Raw genomic sequence first — 18,686 nt, 5'->3', positions numbered from 1 at the left:
CCGAACGAGGCCCTGTCCCGGCCGGGGCACGGGCCCGTCAGGACTTCGGCGGTCTGATCCATCCCAGGGACCGTTCGACCGCTCGCTGCCAGTTGTCGTACTCCGCATCCCGCCGGGCGGGGTCCATGTCCGGCAGCCAGCGGGCGGCCGGGTGCCAGTTGCGGCGCAGGACCTCCAGGTCCGGCCAGTAGCCGGCGGCCAGTCCTGCGGCGTAGGCGGCGCCGAGCGAGACCGTCTCGGCGACCATGGGCCGTACCACGGGCACGTCGAGCACATCGGCCACGAACTGCATCAGCAGATTGTCCGCCGTCATGCCGCCGTCCACCTTCAGCTCCAGCAGCGCCACCGAGGAGTCGGCGTTCATCGCGTCGACCACCTCACGCGTCTGCCAGCCGGTGGCCTCCAGGACGGCGCGCGCCAGGTGCCCGCTGGTGATGTACGAGGTGAGGCCGACGATGACGCCCCGCGCGTCGCTGCGCCAGCGCGGGGCGAAAAGCCCCGAGAAGGCGGGAACGATGTAGCAGCCGCCGTTGTCCTCGACCGTCCGCGCAAGGGTCTCGATCTCCGGGGCGCTGCTGATCAGTCCCAGGCGGTCGCGGAACCACTGGACCAGCGAGCCGGTGACGGCTATCGACCCCTCCAGGGCGTAGGCGGGTGGCTGCTCGCCGATCTGGTAGGCGACGGTCGTGAGGAGCCCGTGCCGGGACCGTACGACGTCGGTGCCGGTGTTGAGCAGCAGAAAGCTGCCCGTCCCGTACGTGCACTTCGCCTCGCCCGGGGCGAAGCAGGTCTGGCCGAAGAGGGCGGCCTGCTGGTCGCCGAGGGCGGCGGTGATCCGAAGACCGGGCACCGGGGTGCGGGCCTCGCCGTAGGCCTCGGCGGAGGGCCTGATGTCGGGCAGCATCGAACGGGGCACGCCGAAGAACGCCAGCAGCTCGTCGTCCCAGGCGAGCGTGTGGATGTTCATCAGCATGGTGCGGCTGGCGTTGGTCGGGTCGGTGATGTGCAGGCCGCCGTCGGCGCCCCCGGTGAGGTTCCAGATCAGCCAGCTCTCGATGGTGCCGAACAGCACCTCACCGTCCTGTGCGCGCTGTTGCAGCCCCTTGACGTTGTCGAACAGCCAGCGGATCCGCAGCGCCGAGAAGTACGTCGACGGCGGCAGGCCGCAGCGCTCCAGGAAGAAGTCCTCCCCGGGACGCTGTCTGAGGTCCTCGACGAGCGGCGACGTGCGGGTGTCCTGCCAGACGATCGCCCGGCCCAGGGGGGTGCCCGTGCTCCGGTCCCAGAGCACCGTCGTCTCCCGCTGGTTGGCCACCCCGGCGGCGACGACCTGTTCGGCGGCGAGGTTCGCATCGGACAGGGCCTCGGGTATGACGCGCCGCAGGTTCTGCCATATCTCGACGGCGTCGTGCTCGACCCATCCAGGTCTGGGAAAGTGCTGCTGGTGCTCCCGCTGGGCGACCGACACCAGACGCCCGCCGTGGTCGAACAGGATGCATCGGGTGGAGTTGGTGCCCTGATCGATGGACATGACGTACCGCTCAACCATGAACGGGTCCTCCTTCCGACGGATCGAGAGACGGGACGCTCTACCAGCGCGCGGCGCCCAGGTCTCTGGAGATCGCCCGTGCGGCCTCACGGATCAGGGTGATCAGGTTCGGCTTGGGCCGGCCCTGGCTGTCGCAGATCCTCTCGACCGGGCCGGACAGCCCGATGGCGCCGACGACGAGGCCGCCGTGCCCGCGGATCGGCGCGGCCAGCCCGGCCTCGCCCATGCTCATTTCCTGCACCTCGACGGCCCACCCGACCTCCCTGACCTCGGCGAGCGCCTGGGTGAGCCGCTCCGGGGAGACCAGGGTGTGCCGGGTGTAGGTCTCCATCCCCGCTTCCACCGCCGCGTCGAAGGGTGCCGTCCCGTAGGCCAGCAGCACCTTGCCGAGCGAGGAGGCGTGCAGGGGCAGCAGCGCTCCCACGTCCAGGGTCTGGAGCGAGTCGTCGGGCCGGAAGACGTGGTGGACGACGAGGACCCTGCCTTCCAGAGGGGTGCCGAGGCGCACCGCTTCCCCGCTGCGGGCGGCCAGGGCGTCGGCCCAGTTGATCGAGCGCGACCGTAGCTCGTTGACATCGAGGTAGCTCGTGCCGAGGTGCAGCAGCGCGGCCCCGAGCTGGTACTTTCCGGTCGCCGCGTCCTGCTCGACGAAATCCACGTGCTGGAGAGTGCGCAGGATGCCGTGGGCGGTTCCCTTCGCCAGGCCGAGCGAGGCCGCCACCTCGCCGAGCCCGAGCCGGCGGGGTCCACCGGCGAGCAGACGCAGAATTGCCGCCGCCCGTTCGATCGACTGGACTGGGCCTGCCATGATGCGAGCCTATTACCGACATGGGCGTTTTGCTCTGCGTGCGGGCGACGTGGGGGCGGCGACGGGCAGCCGCGTTCGGCAATGCCGACCCTGGTTCATTGACCACCCCGGTGCAGCTTCCTACCGTGCTTGACAAGCCCGGCACAGGCGCCGAGGTCCCGGCGCCCGACCGGCAGCGCTCACCTCAGGAGTGAAGATGGCGGTACAGCTCAACACCCTGCTTCGGGAGGCGTACGAGGACATCTGTCCGATACCGCCCGTCGCCGGGGCCGTCTCGGCCGCCCGCCTGCGCGCGCGAGTGGTGCTCGCCGACTGGAACGTGTCCCCGGAGATCGTCGAGGACGCACTGCTGGTCGTCTCGGAACTGCTCACCAACGCGATCGTCCACGCCCTGCCCCCGGCGGTCCTGCGACTGGTCTGGGTCCGGTGCGACGGGCTCGGCATGCTGCGCGTGGAGGTCTCCGACGCGGGGCCCGCGCTCGCAGCGGGACACTCCCGCCCGGGGATCGACCCCGACGAGCACGGCCGGGGCGAGGGCATCGTCCACGCGGTGGCCGATTCGCACGGCATCCACATCCATGGCGCCGGGGTCACCCGGTGGGCCGAACTCGTGGCCGCCTGACACTCCACGCACCCTCCGAACCGTCGAGGTCCGCCGCGGAGGATTCCCAGAGGATTTCCACCGCCGCGCCGATGCCGACGAGTCCCTCCGCCGGACCGACAGGGCGGATTCCCGTCGGTCGACCGGACGCAGGCTTCCTTCCTGCCGGACCGGTCCGGCCTACTCGGGAGGAGGTCCGTTCAGGCGGCTCCCCATCCCTGGAAGGCCCTCCCCCGGTGTGCGGACGGAGCCGAGGCCTCCCGGACTGCCCAAGGCTGCGACTCCCCGGTCCGCCCCTCGGCACGGCTCCCGTCGGCCCGGCCCAGGGCGGCGGACCGCACACGGGACATCACGGACGCGGCCTCACGGCCTTCGCCGGACAGCGGTTCCGGGACGACCGGTGCGCGGACCACCGACTCGGACGTGACCGGCTCGTCCGCGCCCTGGCGGCGCAGCAGGAGCAGGGCCGCGTCGTCGTGCAGCCGGCCGCCCACGTGCGCCAGCAGTTCGTCGTGGAGCCCGGTGAGCGTACGTGCCGGATCGTCGGACACATGGCACGCCACCCGCTCGGCCAGCGGATAGAACTCACGCGCGTGATCACGGGCCTCGATGACCCCGTCGGTGTAGAGCAGCAGCTGGTCGCCCGCGGCGAAGGGCAGCCGCTGCAGGCGCGGCTCCTCGGCCAGGAGGGCCCGCAGTCCCAGGGGCGGAGCCGGGTGGTCGGACTCCACGGCCACGACGCGCCCGGAGCCGGAGATGAGCAGCGGGGGCGCGTGTCCGCAGTTGACCACCTCCAGCTCGCCCTCCTTGGCGTAGCCGGCGACCACGGCCGTGACGAAGTCGTCGGCCCCGAGGTTGCGCGCCAGGCTCCGCTCGATCCGGTCCACGACAGCGAGCAGATCGGGCTCGTCGTAGGCCGCCTCGCGGAACACGCCGAGGACGAGTGCGGCGGTCCCCACGGCCGGCAGCCCCTTGCCGCGCACGTCGCCGACGATCAGCCGGATCCCGTGCGGGGTGGGCACCAGCGCGTAGAGGTCCCCGCCGATACGGGCCTCCGCCGCCGCGGCGCTGTAGCGGACCGCCACCCGGAACGGGCCGACGGTCTCCGGTACGGGCTGGAGCAGGGCGTGCTGGGCGGCCTCCGCGACCGAGCGGACGGCCGCGAGCACCCGCTCCCGCCGGTCGCGCAGCGCGCTGGCCAGGCCGCTCGCCAGGGTGACGGCCATCAGGGCCGACAGGACGGCCGCCAGCTCGTGGCCCGGCACCCCGTGCCTGCTCCCCAGCAGCCCGCCGAGCCCGGTGGCGAGGAAACCGACGCACAGGACGCCCCGGGGCCCGTTGGTGGTGGCGGCCAGCGCGGGCCCGGCCGCCAGCAGCGGCAGCCAGATCGTCCCGGCGCCGCCGAGGACGTCGACGAACACGATCCCGGCGACGATCAGCACGGGGACACCGGCGGCCAGCTGTGCGTTCACAGTGCCGGTGAATCGGTTCCGGTACGGCTGCTTCGGCCGGTTGCCGCCGCCATGGTCTCGAGCCTGGCTCATCGTGGTCCGCAAATCCTCACCTGTACGGGATACAGCTCCCAGAATGTCCGTTTCATCCAGGAAAACGGCTCGGCGCTGCAGCCTCAAGGAGTGGGATTTCAGATAGTGAGCGAGAGGCTCCTGGTCACCCGGTCGGCGGCCGGGAGCAGTCGCTCCCGGATCTCCCGGAGCCGGTGGCGGCGCTCGACCGGCAGGGAGATGCCGAGGGAGCCGAGCGTGTCCCCGCGGTAGACGGGCACAGCGACGCACACCGTGCCGATCGCGTACTCCTCGAGATCGGTGATGGCGGGGGCCATGGGGTCGGTGTCCAGCTTCCTGAGCAGTTCCGCGAGGCTGGTGATGGTCCGCGGTGTCAGGTCGGCCAGGTGGTGCCGGGAGAGGTAGTCCCGGCGGGACTCCTCGTCCAGCTCGCGCAGCACGGACTTGCCCAGCGCGGTGGCGTGCCCGGCGTCCTCGAATCCCACCCACAGGTCGACCCGGGGTGCGCGGGGGCCGTCGACGATCTCGGCGACCCTGATCTCGCCCTCCTCGTAGAAGGTGAGGTAGATCGCGGAACCGAACTCGTCCCGCAGCGAGGCGAGCGCCGGCCGGACGCGGCTGAGCAGCACCTGCGCGCTGCCCGCGCCGTGCAGAGTCTGGAGCTTGTCACCGAGGACGAAGCCGCCGTCGGGCAGCTTGCGCACATATCCGTCGTGGACCAGGGTCCGCAGCAGGTGGTAGGCGGTGGCCAGGGGCAGCCCCGTCTCGCGTGCCAGCTGCTTGGCCGGCGCGCCGTTCGCGTGCGCGCTCACCGCCTCCAGCAGGCGGAAGGCCCGCTGGACTGACGTGATGAGCGTCGGGCCGTCGGGAGCGCCCATAGGCCCAGCGTGCCCCGGTCACCCGGCGCAGGCAAGGCGAGCCTCAGGTCGGGGTGCGGTTCCAGGGGCGGGGCCGGGGCCGGAGGCGGCTCATGGGCCGCCCTCCCGGACGCGGCGGGGGCCGCCGACTGCGGGGCGTCGGCCTCCTTCACGGCCTTCGCCTCGCTCTTCGGATGGGCATCGACCTGCCCCAGCCCGCGCACCGCCTCCGGCAGGTTCTCGGAACCAAAGACCGGAGATCGGAACCGAAGACCGGAACCGAGGAGCAGGATGATGACGATCGCCACGATCAGCAGGAGGTGCCAAGGTTCCGGGCCGTTACGCAGCATCCCGGGCACCCCTCCTCCACACCGGACAGCGGGGCACACCCGGCGCCCGACCACCCCTGCCTCACCTGCCACCTCCGCCTCGCCTGCCACCTCCGCCTCGCCTGCCACCTCCGCCTCGCCTGCCACGCTGCGCAACTGCACGACTCCGGATGGCACACACCCCCTCCTTCGTGGCGGCCGCGGGCGCACCGCCTGCCGACGGGTGCCCACCCGGTGCAGGCGTCGTGCACACCCCGTCTTCGATAAAGTGATCTTGTAACACCACCCCTGCGTCCGCTCTGTCGGTCATCGGGTGGCACGGCGCAGCTGGTCGTCGAGAGCGAAGGGACGCACGTGGGACTGCTTCTGGCGGACCGCTACCACTTGGACGAGCCGCTGGGACGCGGCGCCATGGGTGAGGTGTGGCGGGCCACGGACCGCACCCTGGACCGTCCGGTGGCGGTGAAACTCCTGCGCACCGATGAGGCGGCGGACACCGAGCGCTTCCGGCTGGAGGCCCAGACGGCGGGCCGTCTGCACCACCCCCACGTGGTGGGCGTGTACGACTTCGGCTCCCACGGCGGCCGGCTCTACCTGGTCATGGAGCTCATCGAAGGCTGGACCCTGGCCCAGGAACGTTCCCTGCGCGGCACCCTGCCCCCGCACGAGGCGGCGGCCGTCGGGGCACAGATGGCGGCGGGGCTGTCCGCCGCACACGCCCAGGGCGTGGTCCACCGGGACATCAAACCGGCCAACGTGATGCTGACCCCCGACCGCACCGCGAAGATCACGGACTTCGGCATCGCACGTTTCGCCGACGATGCCGCCGGCGCTCTCACGGCCACCGGGAAGGTCGTCGGCACCGCCGACTACCTGGCTCCCGAACGCGCCCTGGGACGCCCCGCGCAGCCCGCCTCGGACGTCTACTCGCTCGGCTGCGTGCTGTACGAACTGCTCACCGGCCGACCGCCGTTCCTCGGTGCCACCCCCCTGGCGGTGGTGCAGCAGCAGGTCGACGCCGCACCCGTCCCGCCCTCGCGGCTGCGCGCCGGGATACCGGACTCCCTGGCCGACTACGTCGTCGACATGCTGGCCAAGGACCCCGCACGGCGCCCCACGGCGGAACAGGCAGCGGCCTGGCTGGCCGGGACCCGCCATGAGCACCCGCCGCAGGACGCCCCGCCCCCGCCGGCCGCGCCGCCTGCTCCGCGCGCCCACCGGGCCGCGGGGAGCACGCAGGCCGCGGGGAGCACGCGGGCCGCTCGCTCCCGGAGAAGGAACCGCAGCCGTGCCACGCAGGCCGTCTTGGGCGGGGCGGGCGTGCTGCTGTTCGCGGCTGCAGCGGCCGTCGGCGCAAACCTCGGCTCCTCCGACGGCACACCGTCCTCGCCCGCGCCTTCCGGTCCTTCCGGCTCGGCCTCCGTCGGCGGAACCCCGCTGTCCGACACGCCCTCGGCGGACGTCCCTTCCGCACCGGCGGAGCGCCGCGAGGGCGCCGAGGCGGAGCGGCACGCCGAGGAGCACCACCGGCAGGGCGCGGAGAGACGGCACGGCAGACACGAAGAGGGCTGAGGTCCCGGTCCCCTCGTCGTCGCGCCCGCAGGACGGCCACGGGTGTTCATTTGCGTCCTGCACCCCCATCATGTGGCCACCGCCCCACCTGACGAGACGCCAGGAGGACCAGTGGTACGCCTGCATGCCCGAGCTTTGCTGGGCACGCTCGCCCTGCTGCTCGGCCCGGTCGCGCCCGCCGCGGCCGCAACCCGGGGGCAGGATGCGAGCACCGCGGTCACGCCGGTGGTCCTCGTCCACGGCTACAACGCGGACCCCGGTGTGTGGGGCTCGTTGCGGACCGACCTGGTGGCGTCCGGATACCCCGAAGAGGACGTGTTCGCCTGGGGCTACGACACCAGCCAGTCCGTCAACGAGACCCTCTCCGGCCGCTTCGCCGCGTACGTCGACCAGGTCCTGGCCCGCACCGGTGCCCACAGGGTCGACATCGTGGCCCACTCCTTCGGCAGCTCCGGTGCGCGGGCGGGCGGCCGTCCGTGAGGCGGTGGCCGGGATGTTCGCGCTCGTCCCGGACCTGGCCTTCGAGTTCGTCTCGCTGCGCACCGGCGAGGAGTTCTGGGTCGTCCAGTGGAAGCTGACCGGGACGACCGTGACCGCCGCCGCGGTGGACGTCGATCTCGCCGACTTCGTCGTGGTCGACGGCGGAGCGGTGAAGAAGAAGCACTCCTACGTGGACGGGGTGGCGATGCAGGCCGCTCTCGCGTCACCCGAGGCGGCCGGGGCCGAGGCTCACTGAGGGGCGCGGGGCGGCACCGCGCGCAAGGGCCGCGCCGCCCTCCCCCTTCCCCGGACCGCTCCACCCCTCCCCCACTACGGGCGTCGGATTCCAAAGGCCCGTGAACGCAACGGAGTTGGGGCGGACCGCCGACAGCACAGCGGTCCGCCGTCGGCCACCACGCCCGGCTCCGCGGCCGGGTCCCGGCGGACTCGCCGATAATCTCGGTGGACACTTCTGCATAAGTGGCCGCGGGCCTATGGTGAGCCGTCACTTCTGTCTGCGGTGAGGGGAACTGATGGTGTTCAGAGCCAGGATCCTCCGGTACGTCGCCGTCTGTGCGGCAGCCCTCCTGCCCTGCGTCGGACTCGCCGCCACGGCGTCCGCCGACACCGCTCCGGCCGCCCCGAACCCGGTGGCCACCCGGCTCGACGCCTACTGGACCCCGGGCCGCATGGCCTCCGCCCTGCCCGCCGACACCACGAAGGGGACCGAGTCCGGCCCGACGGCGCCCGCCGCCTCTCCCGCGGTGGACGGGCCCCTGCCGGGCGAGTACATCCCGCCGAGCCGGAGCTTCGACGGGATCCCGCAGGCCGGCACCTTCTTCTGGACCGACGCCACCGGCACCGGTCGCACGTGCAGCGGCTCCGTCGTCCGCAGCCCCGGCCGCGACCTCGTGCTCAGCGCCGGGCACTGCCTCCAGGGCTACGCCGGTACGTCCCCGCGCCGCCATCTCGGATTCGTCCCGCAGTACCACGACGCCCTCAAGCCCTTCGGGATCTTCCCGGTCCGGACCAACGGCGTGTATGTGTCCCAGCAGTACTACGACCTCGGCGAGCACGCGGGAGCCGAGTACGACTTCGCCTTCGCGGTCACCGAACCCAACCAGGACGGAACTCGGCTGCAGGACGCGGCCGGTGGGGTCCAGCTGCTCACCGGCACGGGCTACTACCACGCGCCCGTACGGATGATCGGCTATCCGGGCGGGGCGGAGAAGCCGCTGGAGTGCTGGAGCTGGACCACCAAGTGGCTCAGCGACGACTCCGCCGACCCGGGGACGTTCCCGCGTATCGCCTGCGACGCGTTCGTGGGCGGGACCAGCGGCGGCCCCATGCTCGTGCCGTGGCCGGGCGGCTGGGCCGTCGTCGGAGTGATCGGCGGCTACCACACCGGCGGCAACACGCCGCAGGTCTCCTACAGCGCCTACTTCGGCGCCGCCACCCAGGCCCTGTACCGTGCCGCGGTCACCGGCGCGCCGCCTGCGGGACCGAACACCGCCGCGGGTTCGTAGGCAGGGCGGCGAGGACCGAGCGGCGTGGCTTGCGGGCGGGCTCACCGCTTCAGGGCGTAGAAGTGCATCGGCGAGTTCGGCTCGAACCCGATGTGGGGGTACACGGGTGCCCCTGCCGCGGTCGCGTGCAGGGTGGCGCGGGGCAGGCCGGTGGCCAGGGAGCCCTCGTGCAGAGCCTTTCGTGTCACCGCCTCTCCGTAGCCCCTGCGCTCCCATTCGGGGGCGGTGGCGACGAGCACGACGAACAGACGGCCTTCTGCTTCCACCGTTGCGGCGCACGTCACCGGGACGCCGTCCCGTACCCCCAGGTAGGCATGTACCCCCTCCTTCCACAGCGTGGACCCGAGGAGCCCGTCGCGGCCGTCCTCCAGCGGGAGTCCGTAGGCGCGCGAGTTCAGGTCGGCGTACGCCTGCAGCTGTTCCTCCGTGGCGACCCGCACGAACGTCAGATCCGGGTGGGACGGCTCGGGGACGGGGAGGAGGTCTCCGGCCATGCCGACGCCGGGAAAGGCGTACGCGAGGCCCGCCTTCTCCGCCGCCGTCCGCGCTCCAGCGCGTGCCTCGTCGCCGAGGAGGTCCTCGAAGACCCACAGGAAACCAGGATGCCTCTTCGAGCGCATGATGTCCGCCGCCTGGCTCATCCGCTCTCCGAGGATGGCCGTGTCCCTGCCGACCTCTGTCAAGGTGATGCAGTTCCAGAAGGGGAAGCGGCAGTCGGCCCAGCGGACGGCGATACCCGGCAGTTCCCGCACGTCGGCGTCCGCATCACGGTCGAGGACCATGGCGCGCCAGACCCCGGTGAGCTGCTCCATCGGTTCGATCGACTCCGTGCGACGCGTCATCAGATCCTCTTGCGCGGTGGATTTACGGAAGGGACCTTCGCAGGCCCTCCGATCGGCAAACATGCATGGCAGAAGGCCCTTCTGCCCCGTGTCGTCCGCTTGCAGCCGTTTCGTGCAAGGAGATACCCGACCCAGCCCTCGCCCTCGACGGCCTCCGCGGCCGCGGCCCGGAGCTGCTGGGCGAAGCCTCGGACGGTGACGTCCGGGCCGACGCCGTCGCCCGGGCGGAGGCCGGGGACCGGGAGGTGATCACTTCCGGACACGGCGGTGGCCGGTCTCCGTCCCCGCCCTGCCGAGGCCCGGATGCCGGAGGACGACACCGACAAGATTCACCGGCGGACCCTGGCACAAGTCGCCACGGCACCGGGCGGGTTGTCCGGGCAGGATGAGGACCAGGCGCACCGGGAACAGGACCCCGGCAGCGACGGCCCTGCCCCGCTCGGCCGGGTCATGGCCCCGCAACAGCGCCCCGGCGTCGGCATCCCCTGCGACGCCACCGGATCGCCGGCCCTCGTCGGCGACCGGCGACGCACCCGGCACCCCTCGCCCACGCGGCGCGGACCACTGCCCAGCACGAAGGAGCGCGATGACCCTCCGCGAGATCAAGCCCGGCGGCCGCGGCTATCTCTACGTCAACTCCCACCCCGAGGGCTGCGCGGCCGTCGTCGACGACCTGTGGCAGCGCACCCCCGCCTCCAGCGCCTCGCCGATCGCGCCGGGGGACGTGGCCCTGATCGTCGGCTCCAGCGCCGGCTACGGCCTGGCCACCACCGTCGCCGCACTGCGCACCTACCGGATGCGCGGCCTCGCCATCGCCTTCGAGACCCCCGAGACCGAGCGCCGCACGGCCACCGCCGGGTGGTACCGCACCGCCCGCACAGCCGAACTCGCCGGACCGGACGCCGACTTCGCCTTCCTGAACGCCGACGCGTTCTCCACCGCGGCCAAGGACCAGGCCCTGGACCACCTCGCCGCCCGCTACGGCAGGGTCGACCACCTCATCTACAGCGTGGCCGCCCCGCGCCGCACCGATCCTGCCACCGGCGAGGTCCACCACTCGGTGATCAAACCCCTAGGATCCGCCTACCGGGCCAAGACCCTGCAGTTCGAGGGCGATGCCCCGCTCGTCGGCTCCCTGGAACTCGAACCCGCCGTCGACGCCGAGCGCAACGCGACCGTGCAGGTCATGGGCGGCGCCGACTGGCGCCTGTGGATCGACGCGCTGGCCGACCGCGGCCTGATCCACGAGGGCTTCCACACCGTCGCACTCTCCTATGTCGGCTCCGACCTGACCGCGCCCATCTACCGGTCCGGAACCATCGGCACCGCCAAGCAGCACCTGGAGGACACCGCACGCGGCCTCCAGCAGGACCTGGCCCCGCTCGGCGGGCAGGCCCACACCGCCGTCGCGGGCGCGGCCGTCACCCAGGCCTCCACCGCCATCCCCTCCATCGCCCTCTACACGAGCATCCTCCACGCCGTCCTCGGTGACGGCTTCCGGAGCACCGCCCAGCAGGCGAGTGCCCTGTGGCAGCAGCTCACCGGCGCGGCACCGCTCCAGCTCGACGAGCAGCAGCGGATCCGCCTCGACGGATGGGAGCTGGACGACAAGGTCCAGGACGCCGTCCGCGAACGCTGGACCGGCGTGACCACCGGCACCCTCGCCGAACTCGCGGACACCACCTGGTTCCGGACCCAGGTCGGCCGGCTCTACGGCTGGAATGTTCCCGGGATCGACTACAGCGCCCCGGCCCAGACCACGGTCCCCTGGCCTGCGACGATCCGGTAGTGCTCCTCGGCAGCCCGTCGTGCAGCCCGTCGTCAGCACGGGGACACCGCCTGCGCACCGGTGAACACCGGCCGGAGAAGGACGTCCGGGTCGGACGCAGACGCAGGCCGGGCAGCCGGCGCATCACGCGGACGAACCGCCCGTGCCGCGGCCGGCCGGCCCGGCTGCCGTGTAGGCGTCGAGCGTGCGACGGGCCGTCCATCCCTGTGCCTGGGCCCTGGACACGTCGAGGACGACGGAGTTGGCCAGTTGGTCCACGGCGTAGCGGGTGAGCAGTGGCTCCGTGTGCGGACGCAGCCGGGCCAGGGTCTGGGCAGCGCCCGCCGCAGTGCGGGCGAGCCCCGGCGGGATGTGGCCGATCCGTGCCCGGACGCCGTGGGCGCGCAGAACGGTCCGGAGCGCCTCGTCGCGTTCGTACGGCGTCGGGTCGGCGATGTTGTAGGCGCCCGGCGGCCAGTCGGCCGCGGCGAGGCAGGCGTCGGTGAGGTTCTCGACGGCCGTCAGGCTGAGCAGGACGCTGCCTCCCGGCAGCAGGAGCCGGCCGCGGCGGACCCGGGACAGCAGCCGGGGCACCAGGTGCGGGTCCCCGGGGCCGTAGACCGCGCGGGGACGCAGCACCACGGCGCCGGCGGCGAGTGCCAGCGCCTCGCCCGCGGCCTTGGTGCGGCCGTACGCGTTCAACTGGCCGCGCACCGGATGGTCCTCGGTGATCCGGGAACGGCCGGGCCCGGGCGCGTAGACGCTGGCGCTGCTCACCCACACCACCGGGCGGCCCGCGGCCGCGTCGAGGAGCCGCGCCGTGCCGTCGACGTTGACGGCACGCATCACGGCTTCGCCCGCAGAGCCGGGTACCGGGTCGCCGACCGCGGCCGCGCAGTGCACGACGAGGTCGGCCCCCGTCAGGTCCGGCACCTCGCGTGCGGCGTCCCAGCGGATGTGCCGCCCGGCCGGGCCGGGCCGGCGCCCGACACACAGGACGTCGGCGCCACGGGCGGCAGCAGCGGCGGCCACGTGGGATCCGCAGAAGCCGCTCGCCCCGGTGACGGCGATCGTGGTCATCGGCCCTCCCGGGGCTTCAGGCCGCCTGCCGCCCGGACGGTGAGGGAGCGCCAGCCGGGCAGGGCCGCGCCCCGGTCGACGCGGGCGCGCACGACGGTGGGACGGTGAGGGGCGAGCGCGGCGAGGGTGTCGTCGAGCTGAGCGCGGGCCAGCCGTGCGCCGGGGCAGGCGTGGGTGCCTGCGCCGAAGACGAGCTGGGCCACGGCGGGCGGGGCCGGTCGGCGGGCGTTCGGGGGCTCGTTGTGGGCCCGTGCGGCGTGCCGTGCCACCAGGATCAGGCGGTCCCCGGCCCGTACGGGACATCCGTCGAGGTCGGCGTCGGCGGCCGCCACACGCGGCAGCAGCGGCGAGGGGGCGATCACCCGCAGCAGTTCGCCCACCAGGGTCGGCCGCAGCCGGTCGTCGGCCGCCTCGTCCCACAGCCTCGCGTCGGCGCACCAGGCGACGGCGCGGGGCAGGGCGGCAACGGTGGTGTTGACGGCGGCGACCGCGAGCATCGCCCGCAGGGCGGTCTCCTCGGCCCCGTCGGGAGCGGCCGGGGCGAGCATCGCCTCCAACCGGGCCGCCGCCGTGGCCGCCGCCCGGGCGGAGCCGGGCAGCCGGGGCCAGGGCAGGTGGTCGCGCACGGTGGCTGCCGCCGCGCGGGCCGCCGCGTCGGCGAGGCCCTCCGGGTCCCCGGCGCTGTCCAGCAGCGCGCGGACCGTCGCTCCGGCCAGTTCCCGGGCCACCGGCACGAGGTCGACGGTGTGGCCCGCGCCGAGCGGTTCGAGGCGGCGGTCGAGGACCTCGCGCCACACCGGGCGCAGCCGCTCCACCCCGGCCGCGCCGAGATCCTCGGCGACCGCGCGCCGGGTGGCGTGGTGACCGGCGCCTTCCTGGTCGAAGAGCGTCCCGCCGGTGGACAGTTCCCTGGCCGCGCCGCCGGTGGTTCCGGCCGCGGTGCGGTCCAGCGGGATGCGGGTGAGGGCACGCCGGTACGGGTCGGTGCCGTGCACCAGCACCGCACCGCCGATCCTTGTCACGGCCCGGCGGCGGGTGGCGGCGAGGAGAGCGAACAGCAGGGGATGCGACCGGGTGTACACGCACCGGTCGCGACGGCGTGCCGCGCGCACGGTGGACGCGGTGGGGCGGGGGAAGGCCGAGGGCATGGGGGAACCGGAGAGCGCCGAGGGCGTGGTGGGGCCGGCGAAGGGCGAGGGCGTGGCGCGGCCGGAGGAGACCCAAGGCGTGGTGCAGCCGGAAGAGACCGACGGCGTGGTACGGCCAGGAACGGCCGGCTTCGCGATGGGTCCGGGCACGGCCGGCCTCACAGTCGGGCCAGGCACGGCCGACCTCACGGTAGGACCGGGCACGGCCGGCCTCACAGTCGGGCCAGGCACGGCCGGGCTCACGGTGGGGCCGGGGAAAGCCGGCGGCACCGTAGGACCCGAGAGAGCCGGTGGCACGGTGGGGTCCGGGACGGACGCGGAGTCGGTGGGCGTGCTCATCGGACGTGTACCTCCGTCACGTCGGCGGGGCGGTAACGGCGGTCCCAGCACCACAGCAGGGTTCTGCGGACGCCCCAGGCCCGCAGGCGGCGCAGGCCGATGCGGACCTCTTCGTTGTAGGCCTGCACCACGGCCCACAGCGGCACGCCGGCCGACGCGGTCATCGTCGCCTCCCGCCGGCGACGCGGCCGTCGGCGAGCCGGGCGGTACCGAGACTGCCAGTGGCAAGCCGGGCGGTGGCAAGCCGGGCCGTGGCGGCGCGATCGGGCTTCAAGGAGCGTCCGGACAGCGGGATGTCGGCCAGCAGCACCGCATCCGGCCGGGCGGACCCCATCCGTTCCAGCGGGGCGGCCAGAGCGGCCCGCAGCGCGTCCCGGTCGGCCCGCGGGCCCGGCTGTACGACGGCGACCAGGCGCTCGTCGCCGTCACCTGCGGGAACGCCGACCAGCAGGGCCAGTTCGGCGCCGGGTACGTGCAGCGCGGGCTCGTACAGCCCCGGGTAGATGTTCTCCGCGTGCCGCAACACCATGTCCTTGTGGCGCCCTTCCAGCACGATCCGGCCGCCGTCGAGGCGGGCCCGGTCACCGGTGGAAACCCACGGGTCCGGGTCCTCGCCCAGGTAGCGGTCGCGCGCTGCCGGGCCGCCGAGCAGCAGTTCGCCGGACGCGTCCGTCTCGGCCAGCACGCCGGGAAGGGGAGCGCCGACCAGATCGCCCTCCCCCCTGAAGGCGGCCTTCTCGGCCTGCTCGACCGCCGCGGCGGGGAACAGCTCCGTCAGGGCGTAGACGCCCCAGGCCTCCTCGGCCCCCGCCTGCTTGACGCGGGTGAGCAGGCCGGCACTGGCCGGAGCCGAGCCCGTCCACACCCGTCCCGTGAAGCGGGCGCCCTGCGCCAGCGCGAGCCGGAGCTGGGGCGGCGTCAGGTAGATGGCCTGTGCGTCGAGTCGGCCCAGCTGCCGCGCGAGGACGCGCGGGGAGCGGGAGGGCAGCGCGACCGGGGCACCACTGGCGAGGGACGGCACGAGGACGAAGAAGGTACCGCCGAGGACCGGCCGCCCGGCCTCGGGCCGGACGAGTCCGGCCACGGCGGCCATACCGGCGGCGACCGAGGACCGGGTGTGCACCACCGCGCGGGGGTGCGCCGTGGTGCCCGAGGTGAACACGATGACCGCGTCGCCGTCCTCGTCGACCGGGCGCGGCAGGATCACCGCCCGGACGTCGGCGTCCAGGGCGGGGGCGCAGCCGGGCAGCCGGGGTCCGACGGTGGCCACCGGACCGAGTTCGGCAAGGTCCGGCAGGGCCAGCCGGGCGCGGCGGGCGAACGGCCGGGCCCATCCGGCGACGGCCTGGGCAGCGGCATCGGCGAGGACGGCGTCGGGCCGGGCCAGGGCGAGCCGGGCGCGCAGTACGTCCGGTCCGGCGCCGGGATCGAGTACCGCGACCCGTGCGCCGAGCCGGTGTACGGCGAGCATCACCGCGAGGGCCCGGGGCCCGGGCCGTACGGCGACACCGACGGTGCTGCCCCGTCCGATGCCCCGTGTGTGCAGGGCGGCGGCGTAGCGGTCGGCGAGTGCGGCCAGGTCCCCGCACGTGGCCCTGGTGCGTACGGCTCCGGTCCGGGTGGTGCCGAGGAGTGCGGGCCGCTCGGGGCATGTGCGGAGCGCGCGGGTGAGGAGATCGAGCATCAGCGGGGGTCCTCCCCGTGGCGGCCGGGACCCCTGTCGAGGTACCAGCGGGCGGTGCCGAGCAGGCCGTAGGTGCGCAGGCGGCGGGTGGAGTTCTCCACGACCATGGCGCGGGCGTGGACGACGGCGGTGGTGCGGCGGCGCACCCGGTTCAGGAAGAGCCGGTCGGTGGGGGAAGGCCGGCGCGGCATCCCGCCCACGGCCTCGTAGAGGGCGGCGGTGATGGCCATGTTGTTGCCCGCGTGCATCCGGTAGGGGGCGAGATAGCCGTGGCGCCGCCGGTGGGCGGGGCGTACCCGGCCGAAGAACGCGGCGACGCGCACCAGCGCGCGGAAGGCGGCCCGCCCGAGCGGGCCGTGCTCGTCGCGTCGTGCGTCGATGCGCCCGCAGACCATGCCTGCCCCGTGGCGCAGGGCGTCGCGGGCACCGACCGTCCAGCCGGGGCGCGGCAGGCAGTCGGCGTCGGTCCGGGCCAGCAGCGTCGCACCGTTGCGAATGGCGTACCGGAAGCCGGTGTCCACCGCGCAGCCCACACCCTTCTGCGGCTCGCTGAGGACATGGACCGGGAAGGGAGCCCAGCGGGCGAAGTCGTGTGCGAGGGCCGCGGTGCCGTCGGTCGAGGCGTTGTCGACCACCACGAGTGTGAAGTCCAGGTCGCGCTGGCCCGCGAGTGCGTCCAGCGTGGCGCCGATCCGCGCGGCCTCCTGGTACGCGGGCACCACCACCCACAGGCCGCTCACGCCTTCTCCCACACCATCGTCATGATGCTCACGCCGCCGCCCAGACCGACGAAGAGCACCCGGTCGCCGGGATACAAGCCCTCGTGGACGAGGTCGAGCTGCACACCCAACGTGGCACTGGCCATGTTGCCCAGCTCGGGGACCGTGACGACGAGCCTTTCCCGGGGAACGCCGGTGAGCTCCACGAAGCGCTCCAGGTAGGGCAGGGTGACCTGGTGCACGAGGATGTGCCGGAAGTCGGTCCACGCCAGCCCGGTGCGCTGCCGCATCCGGTCGAGCACCGACGTGCCGACCTTCTCGAACACCTCGCGCAGTTCCTTCCCGTCGCCGCGGAAGTAGGTGTGTTCGTCCCCGCGGGGGTGCCGCGAACCGCCGCCGAAGATGCCCCCGACCGACCAGTGCTCCGAATGCGTCTCGGTGTCCACGTCGAGAATGCCGCCCCGGTCCACCGCCTCCAGCACGACCGCGGCGCCCGCGTCGCCGAAGGTGTAGCCCGCGAAGCCGTCCCGGAGCCGGGCGGGGCTGGAGGGGGCGCGCTGCACCGCCCGGCTCGGGGTCTCCCCGGTGACCACCAGGGCGCGGCGGGCCCGGCCGGCCAGGATCATCGCCCGTGCCGTGTCGATGCCGTTGACGAAGCTGTTGCACGCGTTGGTGACGTCCAGCGCATGGGCCCGGGAGCCGAGTTCGGCCTGGACGATGTGCGCGGTCGCCGGTTCGGCCACGTCCCGCGTCGCGGAGGCGAACACCAGCAGGTCCACGTCGTACGGGGCGAGCCCGGCCCGGGACAACGCCGTGCACGCCGCCCGCACCGCGAGCGTCGAGGCGTACTCGCCCTCCGGCACCGCCCGGCGCGAGACGATGCCGGTGACCCGTTCGAGCGTCCGTGCCGGCAGTCGCAGCCCCGATGCCGCGGTGATCTGCTCCTGCAACTGCCGGGAGGTCACTTCGGGTTCCGGCAGGCTGGAGGCTACGGCCGTGATGCCCGCCCGGAGCAAGGGGCCCTCGGCAGGATGGTCTATGTGCATGGGGCCGACGTTACGAGCGGATCCGGACTGCCTGCCTGAGCACGCGTACTCAACCGCCGTGGGTACCCGGCCGCTGGGAAGGGCGGCGGCCGGAGCACGTGCGCCCGAGGGGAGCTGACGCGTGCATCCGACGGGAGGTGGCGCGTACGCCCGACGAGGTGTGACACGTGGGTCCGACGGCGTGCGACGCCCGCGTCCGACAGGGTGGGAAGCAGGCGACTGACGGGATGTCACCCGTCCGCCCGACAGGAGGTGATGCGTGCTTCCGACGGGGTGTGACGCCTGCGTCCCGACAAGGTGGGATGCATGCGCCTGAAGGAAGGTGACATGCGGTGGGCAGGTAAATCCCTGGCCGGTCGATCACCGTGGCGTACGCTGGGCGCGCCGACGCGGGGTGGAGCAGCTCGGTAGCTCGCTGGGCTCATAACCCAGAGGTCGCGTGGTTCAAATCCCGCCCCCGCTACCGAACGCCGGCCCTTCGACCTCAGGTCGAGGGGCCGGCGCCCTGTGCATCGTGGTGTCACGAGCCGACCGGAGCCGCGTCACGTGCTGTGCATCCGCCGGCCGGCCGTATGGGACGGGCATGCGGGTCACCGGGTCGCGGTGGATCGGAGTTGCCCGGGCCGCCCGAGACCGCACCCAAATGTATGCACCTGCCATCGATTTCTCAACGTACGGCAACAACCGTGCAACACACGGGTGTTGGGAGTCACGGCTTGGCCAACCCCTTTCCGGGCGTTGGCCACATGTTCATCGTCGCCCCCTGATGCCGCGCGTCGCCCTGGGCGGAGAGTGATCGACGGTCCGCCTTTTCG

General features: G+C 73.4%; 16 protein-coding genes, 1 tRNA gene and 1 pseudogene. 7 read left to right on the top strand and 11 right to left on the bottom strand.

Annotated elements, in window-relative coordinates; translation table 11 throughout:
* Positions 1 to 37 precede the first annotated feature (37 nt).
* Complete coding sequence (gene glpK, locus ACFZCP_RS37375; protein ID WP_391437939.1) at positions 38 to 1,549, bottom strand: glycerol kinase GlpK; 1,512 nt, start codon at positions 1,547 to 1,549, stop codon at positions 38 to 40.
* A 40-nt stretch (positions 1,550 to 1,589) separates the two neighbouring features.
* The gene (locus tag ACFZCP_RS37370; RefSeq protein WP_362699822.1) at positions 1,590 to 2,357 is read right to left on the bottom strand and encodes an IclR family transcriptional regulator; all 768 of its coding nucleotides are present in this window, start codon (positions 2,355 to 2,357) and stop codon (positions 1,590 to 1,592) included.
* Positions 2,358 to 2,553: 196 nt separating this feature from the next.
* Here ACFZCP_RS37370 and ACFZCP_RS37365 point away from each other — a divergent pair, with 196 nt between their 5' ends.
* Positions 2,554 to 2,979, top strand: a complete 426-nt coding sequence (locus tag ACFZCP_RS37365) for an ATP-binding protein (RefSeq protein WP_391437926.1) — start codon at positions 2,554 to 2,556, stop codon at positions 2,977 to 2,979.
* A gap of 413 nt (positions 2,980 to 3,392) precedes the next feature.
* On the opposite strand, the pseudogene ACFZCP_RS37360 reads toward ACFZCP_RS37365, so the two are convergent.
* Positions 3,393 to 4,502, bottom strand: a pseudogene (locus tag ACFZCP_RS37360) (PP2C family protein-serine/threonine phosphatase); the annotation flags it as partial.
* A 98-nt stretch (positions 4,503 to 4,600) separates the two neighbouring features.
* On the bottom strand, positions 4,601 to 5,359 hold the full coding sequence (locus ACFZCP_RS37355; RefSeq protein ID WP_391437920.1) for an IclR family transcriptional regulator C-terminal domain-containing protein: 759 nt from the start codon (positions 5,357 to 5,359) through the stop codon (positions 4,601 to 4,603).
* Between the two features lie 662 nt (positions 5,360 to 6,021).
* On the opposite strand from ACFZCP_RS37355, the gene ACFZCP_RS37350 reads away from it, so the two are divergent.
* From ACFZCP_RS37350 to ACFZCP_RS37335, 4 genes are all read left to right on the top strand, one after another.
* Positions 6,022 to 7,239 carry a protein kinase gene (locus ACFZCP_RS37350; RefSeq protein WP_391437912.1) on the top strand — a complete coding sequence of 406 codons (1,218 nt, stop codon included), beginning with the start codon at positions 6,022 to 6,024 and terminating at the stop codon, positions 7,237 to 7,239.
* Positions 7,240 to 7,350: 111 nt separating this feature from the next.
* Positions 7,351 to 7,719, top strand: a complete 369-nt coding sequence (locus tag ACFZCP_RS37345) for an esterase/lipase family protein (RefSeq protein ID WP_391437909.1) — start codon at positions 7,351 to 7,353, stop codon at positions 7,717 to 7,719.
* Positions 7,649 to 7,975 carry a nuclear transport factor 2 family protein gene (locus ACFZCP_RS37340; protein ID WP_391437906.1) on the top strand — a complete coding sequence of 109 codons (327 nt, stop codon included), beginning with the start codon at positions 7,649 to 7,651 and terminating at the stop codon, positions 7,973 to 7,975. The genes ACFZCP_RS37345 and ACFZCP_RS37340 overlap by 71 nt, the downstream gene beginning before the upstream one ends.
* 277 nt (positions 7,976 to 8,252) lie before the next feature.
* Positions 8,253 to 9,245 carry a trypsin-like serine peptidase gene (locus tag ACFZCP_RS37335; RefSeq protein WP_391437900.1) on the top strand — a complete coding sequence of 331 codons (993 nt, stop codon included), beginning with the start codon at positions 8,253 to 8,255 and terminating at the stop codon, positions 9,243 to 9,245.
* Positions 9,246 to 9,286: 41 nt separating this feature from the next.
* Here the strand turns inward: ACFZCP_RS37335 and ACFZCP_RS37330 are convergent, their stop codons facing one another.
* A complete protein-coding gene (locus tag ACFZCP_RS37330; RefSeq protein ID WP_391437896.1) occupies positions 9,287 to 10,087 on the bottom strand; it encodes a GNAT family N-acetyltransferase in 801 nt (266 codons plus the stop codon).
* A 586-nt stretch (positions 10,088 to 10,673) separates the two neighbouring features.
* Here ACFZCP_RS37330 and fabV point away from each other — a divergent pair.
* Entirely contained in the window at positions 10,674 to 11,876 is a 1,203-nt protein-coding gene (gene fabV / locus ACFZCP_RS37325; RefSeq protein WP_391437891.1) for an enoyl-[acyl-carrier-protein] reductase FabV, read from the top strand.
* 123 nt (positions 11,877 to 11,999) lie between these two features.
* Here the strand turns inward: fabV and ACFZCP_RS37320 are convergent, their stop codons facing one another.
* The 6 genes from ACFZCP_RS37320 to ACFZCP_RS37295 all read right to left on the bottom strand — a co-directional run bounded on the left by ACFZCP_RS37320 (position 12,000) and on the right by ACFZCP_RS37295 (position 17,871).
* Positions 12,000 to 12,935 (bottom strand): NAD-dependent epimerase/dehydratase family protein, encoded by a 936-nt coding sequence (locus ACFZCP_RS37320; RefSeq protein WP_391437882.1) that lies wholly within the window; start codon positions 12,933 to 12,935, stop codon positions 12,000 to 12,002.
* Positions 12,932 to 14,083 (bottom strand): cytochrome P450, encoded by a 1,152-nt coding sequence (locus tag ACFZCP_RS37315; RefSeq protein WP_391437870.1) that lies wholly within the window; start codon positions 14,081 to 14,083, stop codon positions 12,932 to 12,934. Before ACFZCP_RS37315 ends, ACFZCP_RS37320 begins: the two co-directional genes overlap by 4 nt.
* A 335-nt stretch (positions 14,084 to 14,418) precedes the next feature.
* Positions 14,419 to 14,586 carry a hypothetical protein gene (locus ACFZCP_RS37310; protein WP_391437865.1) on the bottom strand — a complete coding sequence of 56 codons (168 nt, stop codon included), beginning with the start codon at positions 14,584 to 14,586 and terminating at the stop codon, positions 14,419 to 14,421.
* Complete coding sequence (locus ACFZCP_RS37305) at positions 14,583 to 16,106, bottom strand: AMP-binding protein (protein WP_391437861.1); 1,524 nt, start codon at positions 16,104 to 16,106, stop codon at positions 14,583 to 14,585. The genes ACFZCP_RS37310 and ACFZCP_RS37305 overlap by 4 nt, the downstream gene beginning before the upstream one ends.
* Entirely contained in the window at positions 16,106 to 16,846 is a 741-nt protein-coding gene (locus tag ACFZCP_RS37300; protein WP_391437857.1) for a glycosyltransferase, read from the bottom strand. The genes ACFZCP_RS37305 and ACFZCP_RS37300 overlap by 1 nt, the downstream gene beginning before the upstream one ends.
* The gene (locus tag ACFZCP_RS37295) at positions 16,843 to 17,871 is read right to left on the bottom strand and encodes a 3-oxoacyl-[acyl-carrier-protein] synthase III C-terminal domain-containing protein (protein WP_391437846.1); all 1,029 of its coding nucleotides are present in this window, start codon (positions 17,869 to 17,871) and stop codon (positions 16,843 to 16,845) included. The genes ACFZCP_RS37300 and ACFZCP_RS37295 overlap by 4 nt, the downstream gene beginning before the upstream one ends.
* Before the next feature lie 388 nt (positions 17,872 to 18,259).
* On the opposite strand from ACFZCP_RS37295, the gene ACFZCP_RS37290 reads away from it, so the two are divergent.
* Positions 18,260 to 18,334 (top strand) — tRNA-Met (locus ACFZCP_RS37290).
* Positions 18,335 to 18,686 lie beyond the last annotated feature (352 nt).

Source organism: Streptomyces sp. NPDC007971 (assembly GCF_042958635.1).
Lineage (GTDB): Bacteria > Actinomycetota > Actinomycetes > Streptomycetales > Streptomycetaceae > Streptomyces.
Note: the sequence above shows the minus strand (reverse complement) of the source record. Positions and strands in the feature narration are given on the sequence as shown.

Coding starts and splice junctions, on each gene's coding strand:
- ACFZCP_RS37370 (WP_362699822.1), bottom strand. CDS start 2,357: ATGGCAGGCCCAGTCCAGTCGATCGAACGGGCGGCGGCAATTCTGCGT.
- ACFZCP_RS37320 (WP_391437882.1), bottom strand. CDS start 12,935: ATGACCACGATCGCCGTCACCGGGGCGAGCGGCTTCTGCGGATCCCAC.
- fabV (WP_391437891.1), top strand. CDS start 10,674: ATGACCCTCCGCGAGATCAAGCCCGGCGGCCGCGGCTATCTCTACGTC.
- glpK (WP_391437939.1), bottom strand. CDS start 1,549: ATGGTTGAGCGGTACGTCATGTCCATCGATCAGGGCACCAACTCCACC.
- ACFZCP_RS37330 (WP_391437896.1), bottom strand. CDS start 10,087: ATGACGCGTCGCACGGAGTCGATCGAACCGATGGAGCAGCTCACCGGG.
- ACFZCP_RS37305 (WP_391437861.1), bottom strand. CDS start 16,106: ATGCTCGATCTCCTCACCCGCGCGCTCCGCACATGCCCCGAGCGGCCC.
- ACFZCP_RS37310 (WP_391437865.1), bottom strand. CDS start 14,586: ATGACCGCGTCGGCCGGCGTGCCGCTGTGGGCCGTGGTGCAGGCCTAC.
- ACFZCP_RS37355 (WP_391437920.1), bottom strand. CDS start 5,359: ATGGGCGCTCCCGACGGCCCGACGCTCATCACGTCAGTCCAGCGGGCC.
- ACFZCP_RS37295 (WP_391437846.1), bottom strand. CDS start 17,871: ATGCACATAGACCATCCTGCCGAGGGCCCCTTGCTCCGGGCGGGCATC.
- ACFZCP_RS37335 (WP_391437900.1), top strand. CDS start 8,253: ATGGTGTTCAGAGCCAGGATCCTCCGGTACGTCGCCGTCTGTGCGGCA.
- ACFZCP_RS37315 (WP_391437870.1), bottom strand. CDS start 14,083: ATGCCCTCGGCCTTCCCCCGCCCCACCGCGTCCACCGTGCGCGCGGCA.
- ACFZCP_RS37365 (WP_391437926.1), top strand. CDS start 2,554: ATGGCGGTACAGCTCAACACCCTGCTTCGGGAGGCGTACGAGGACATC.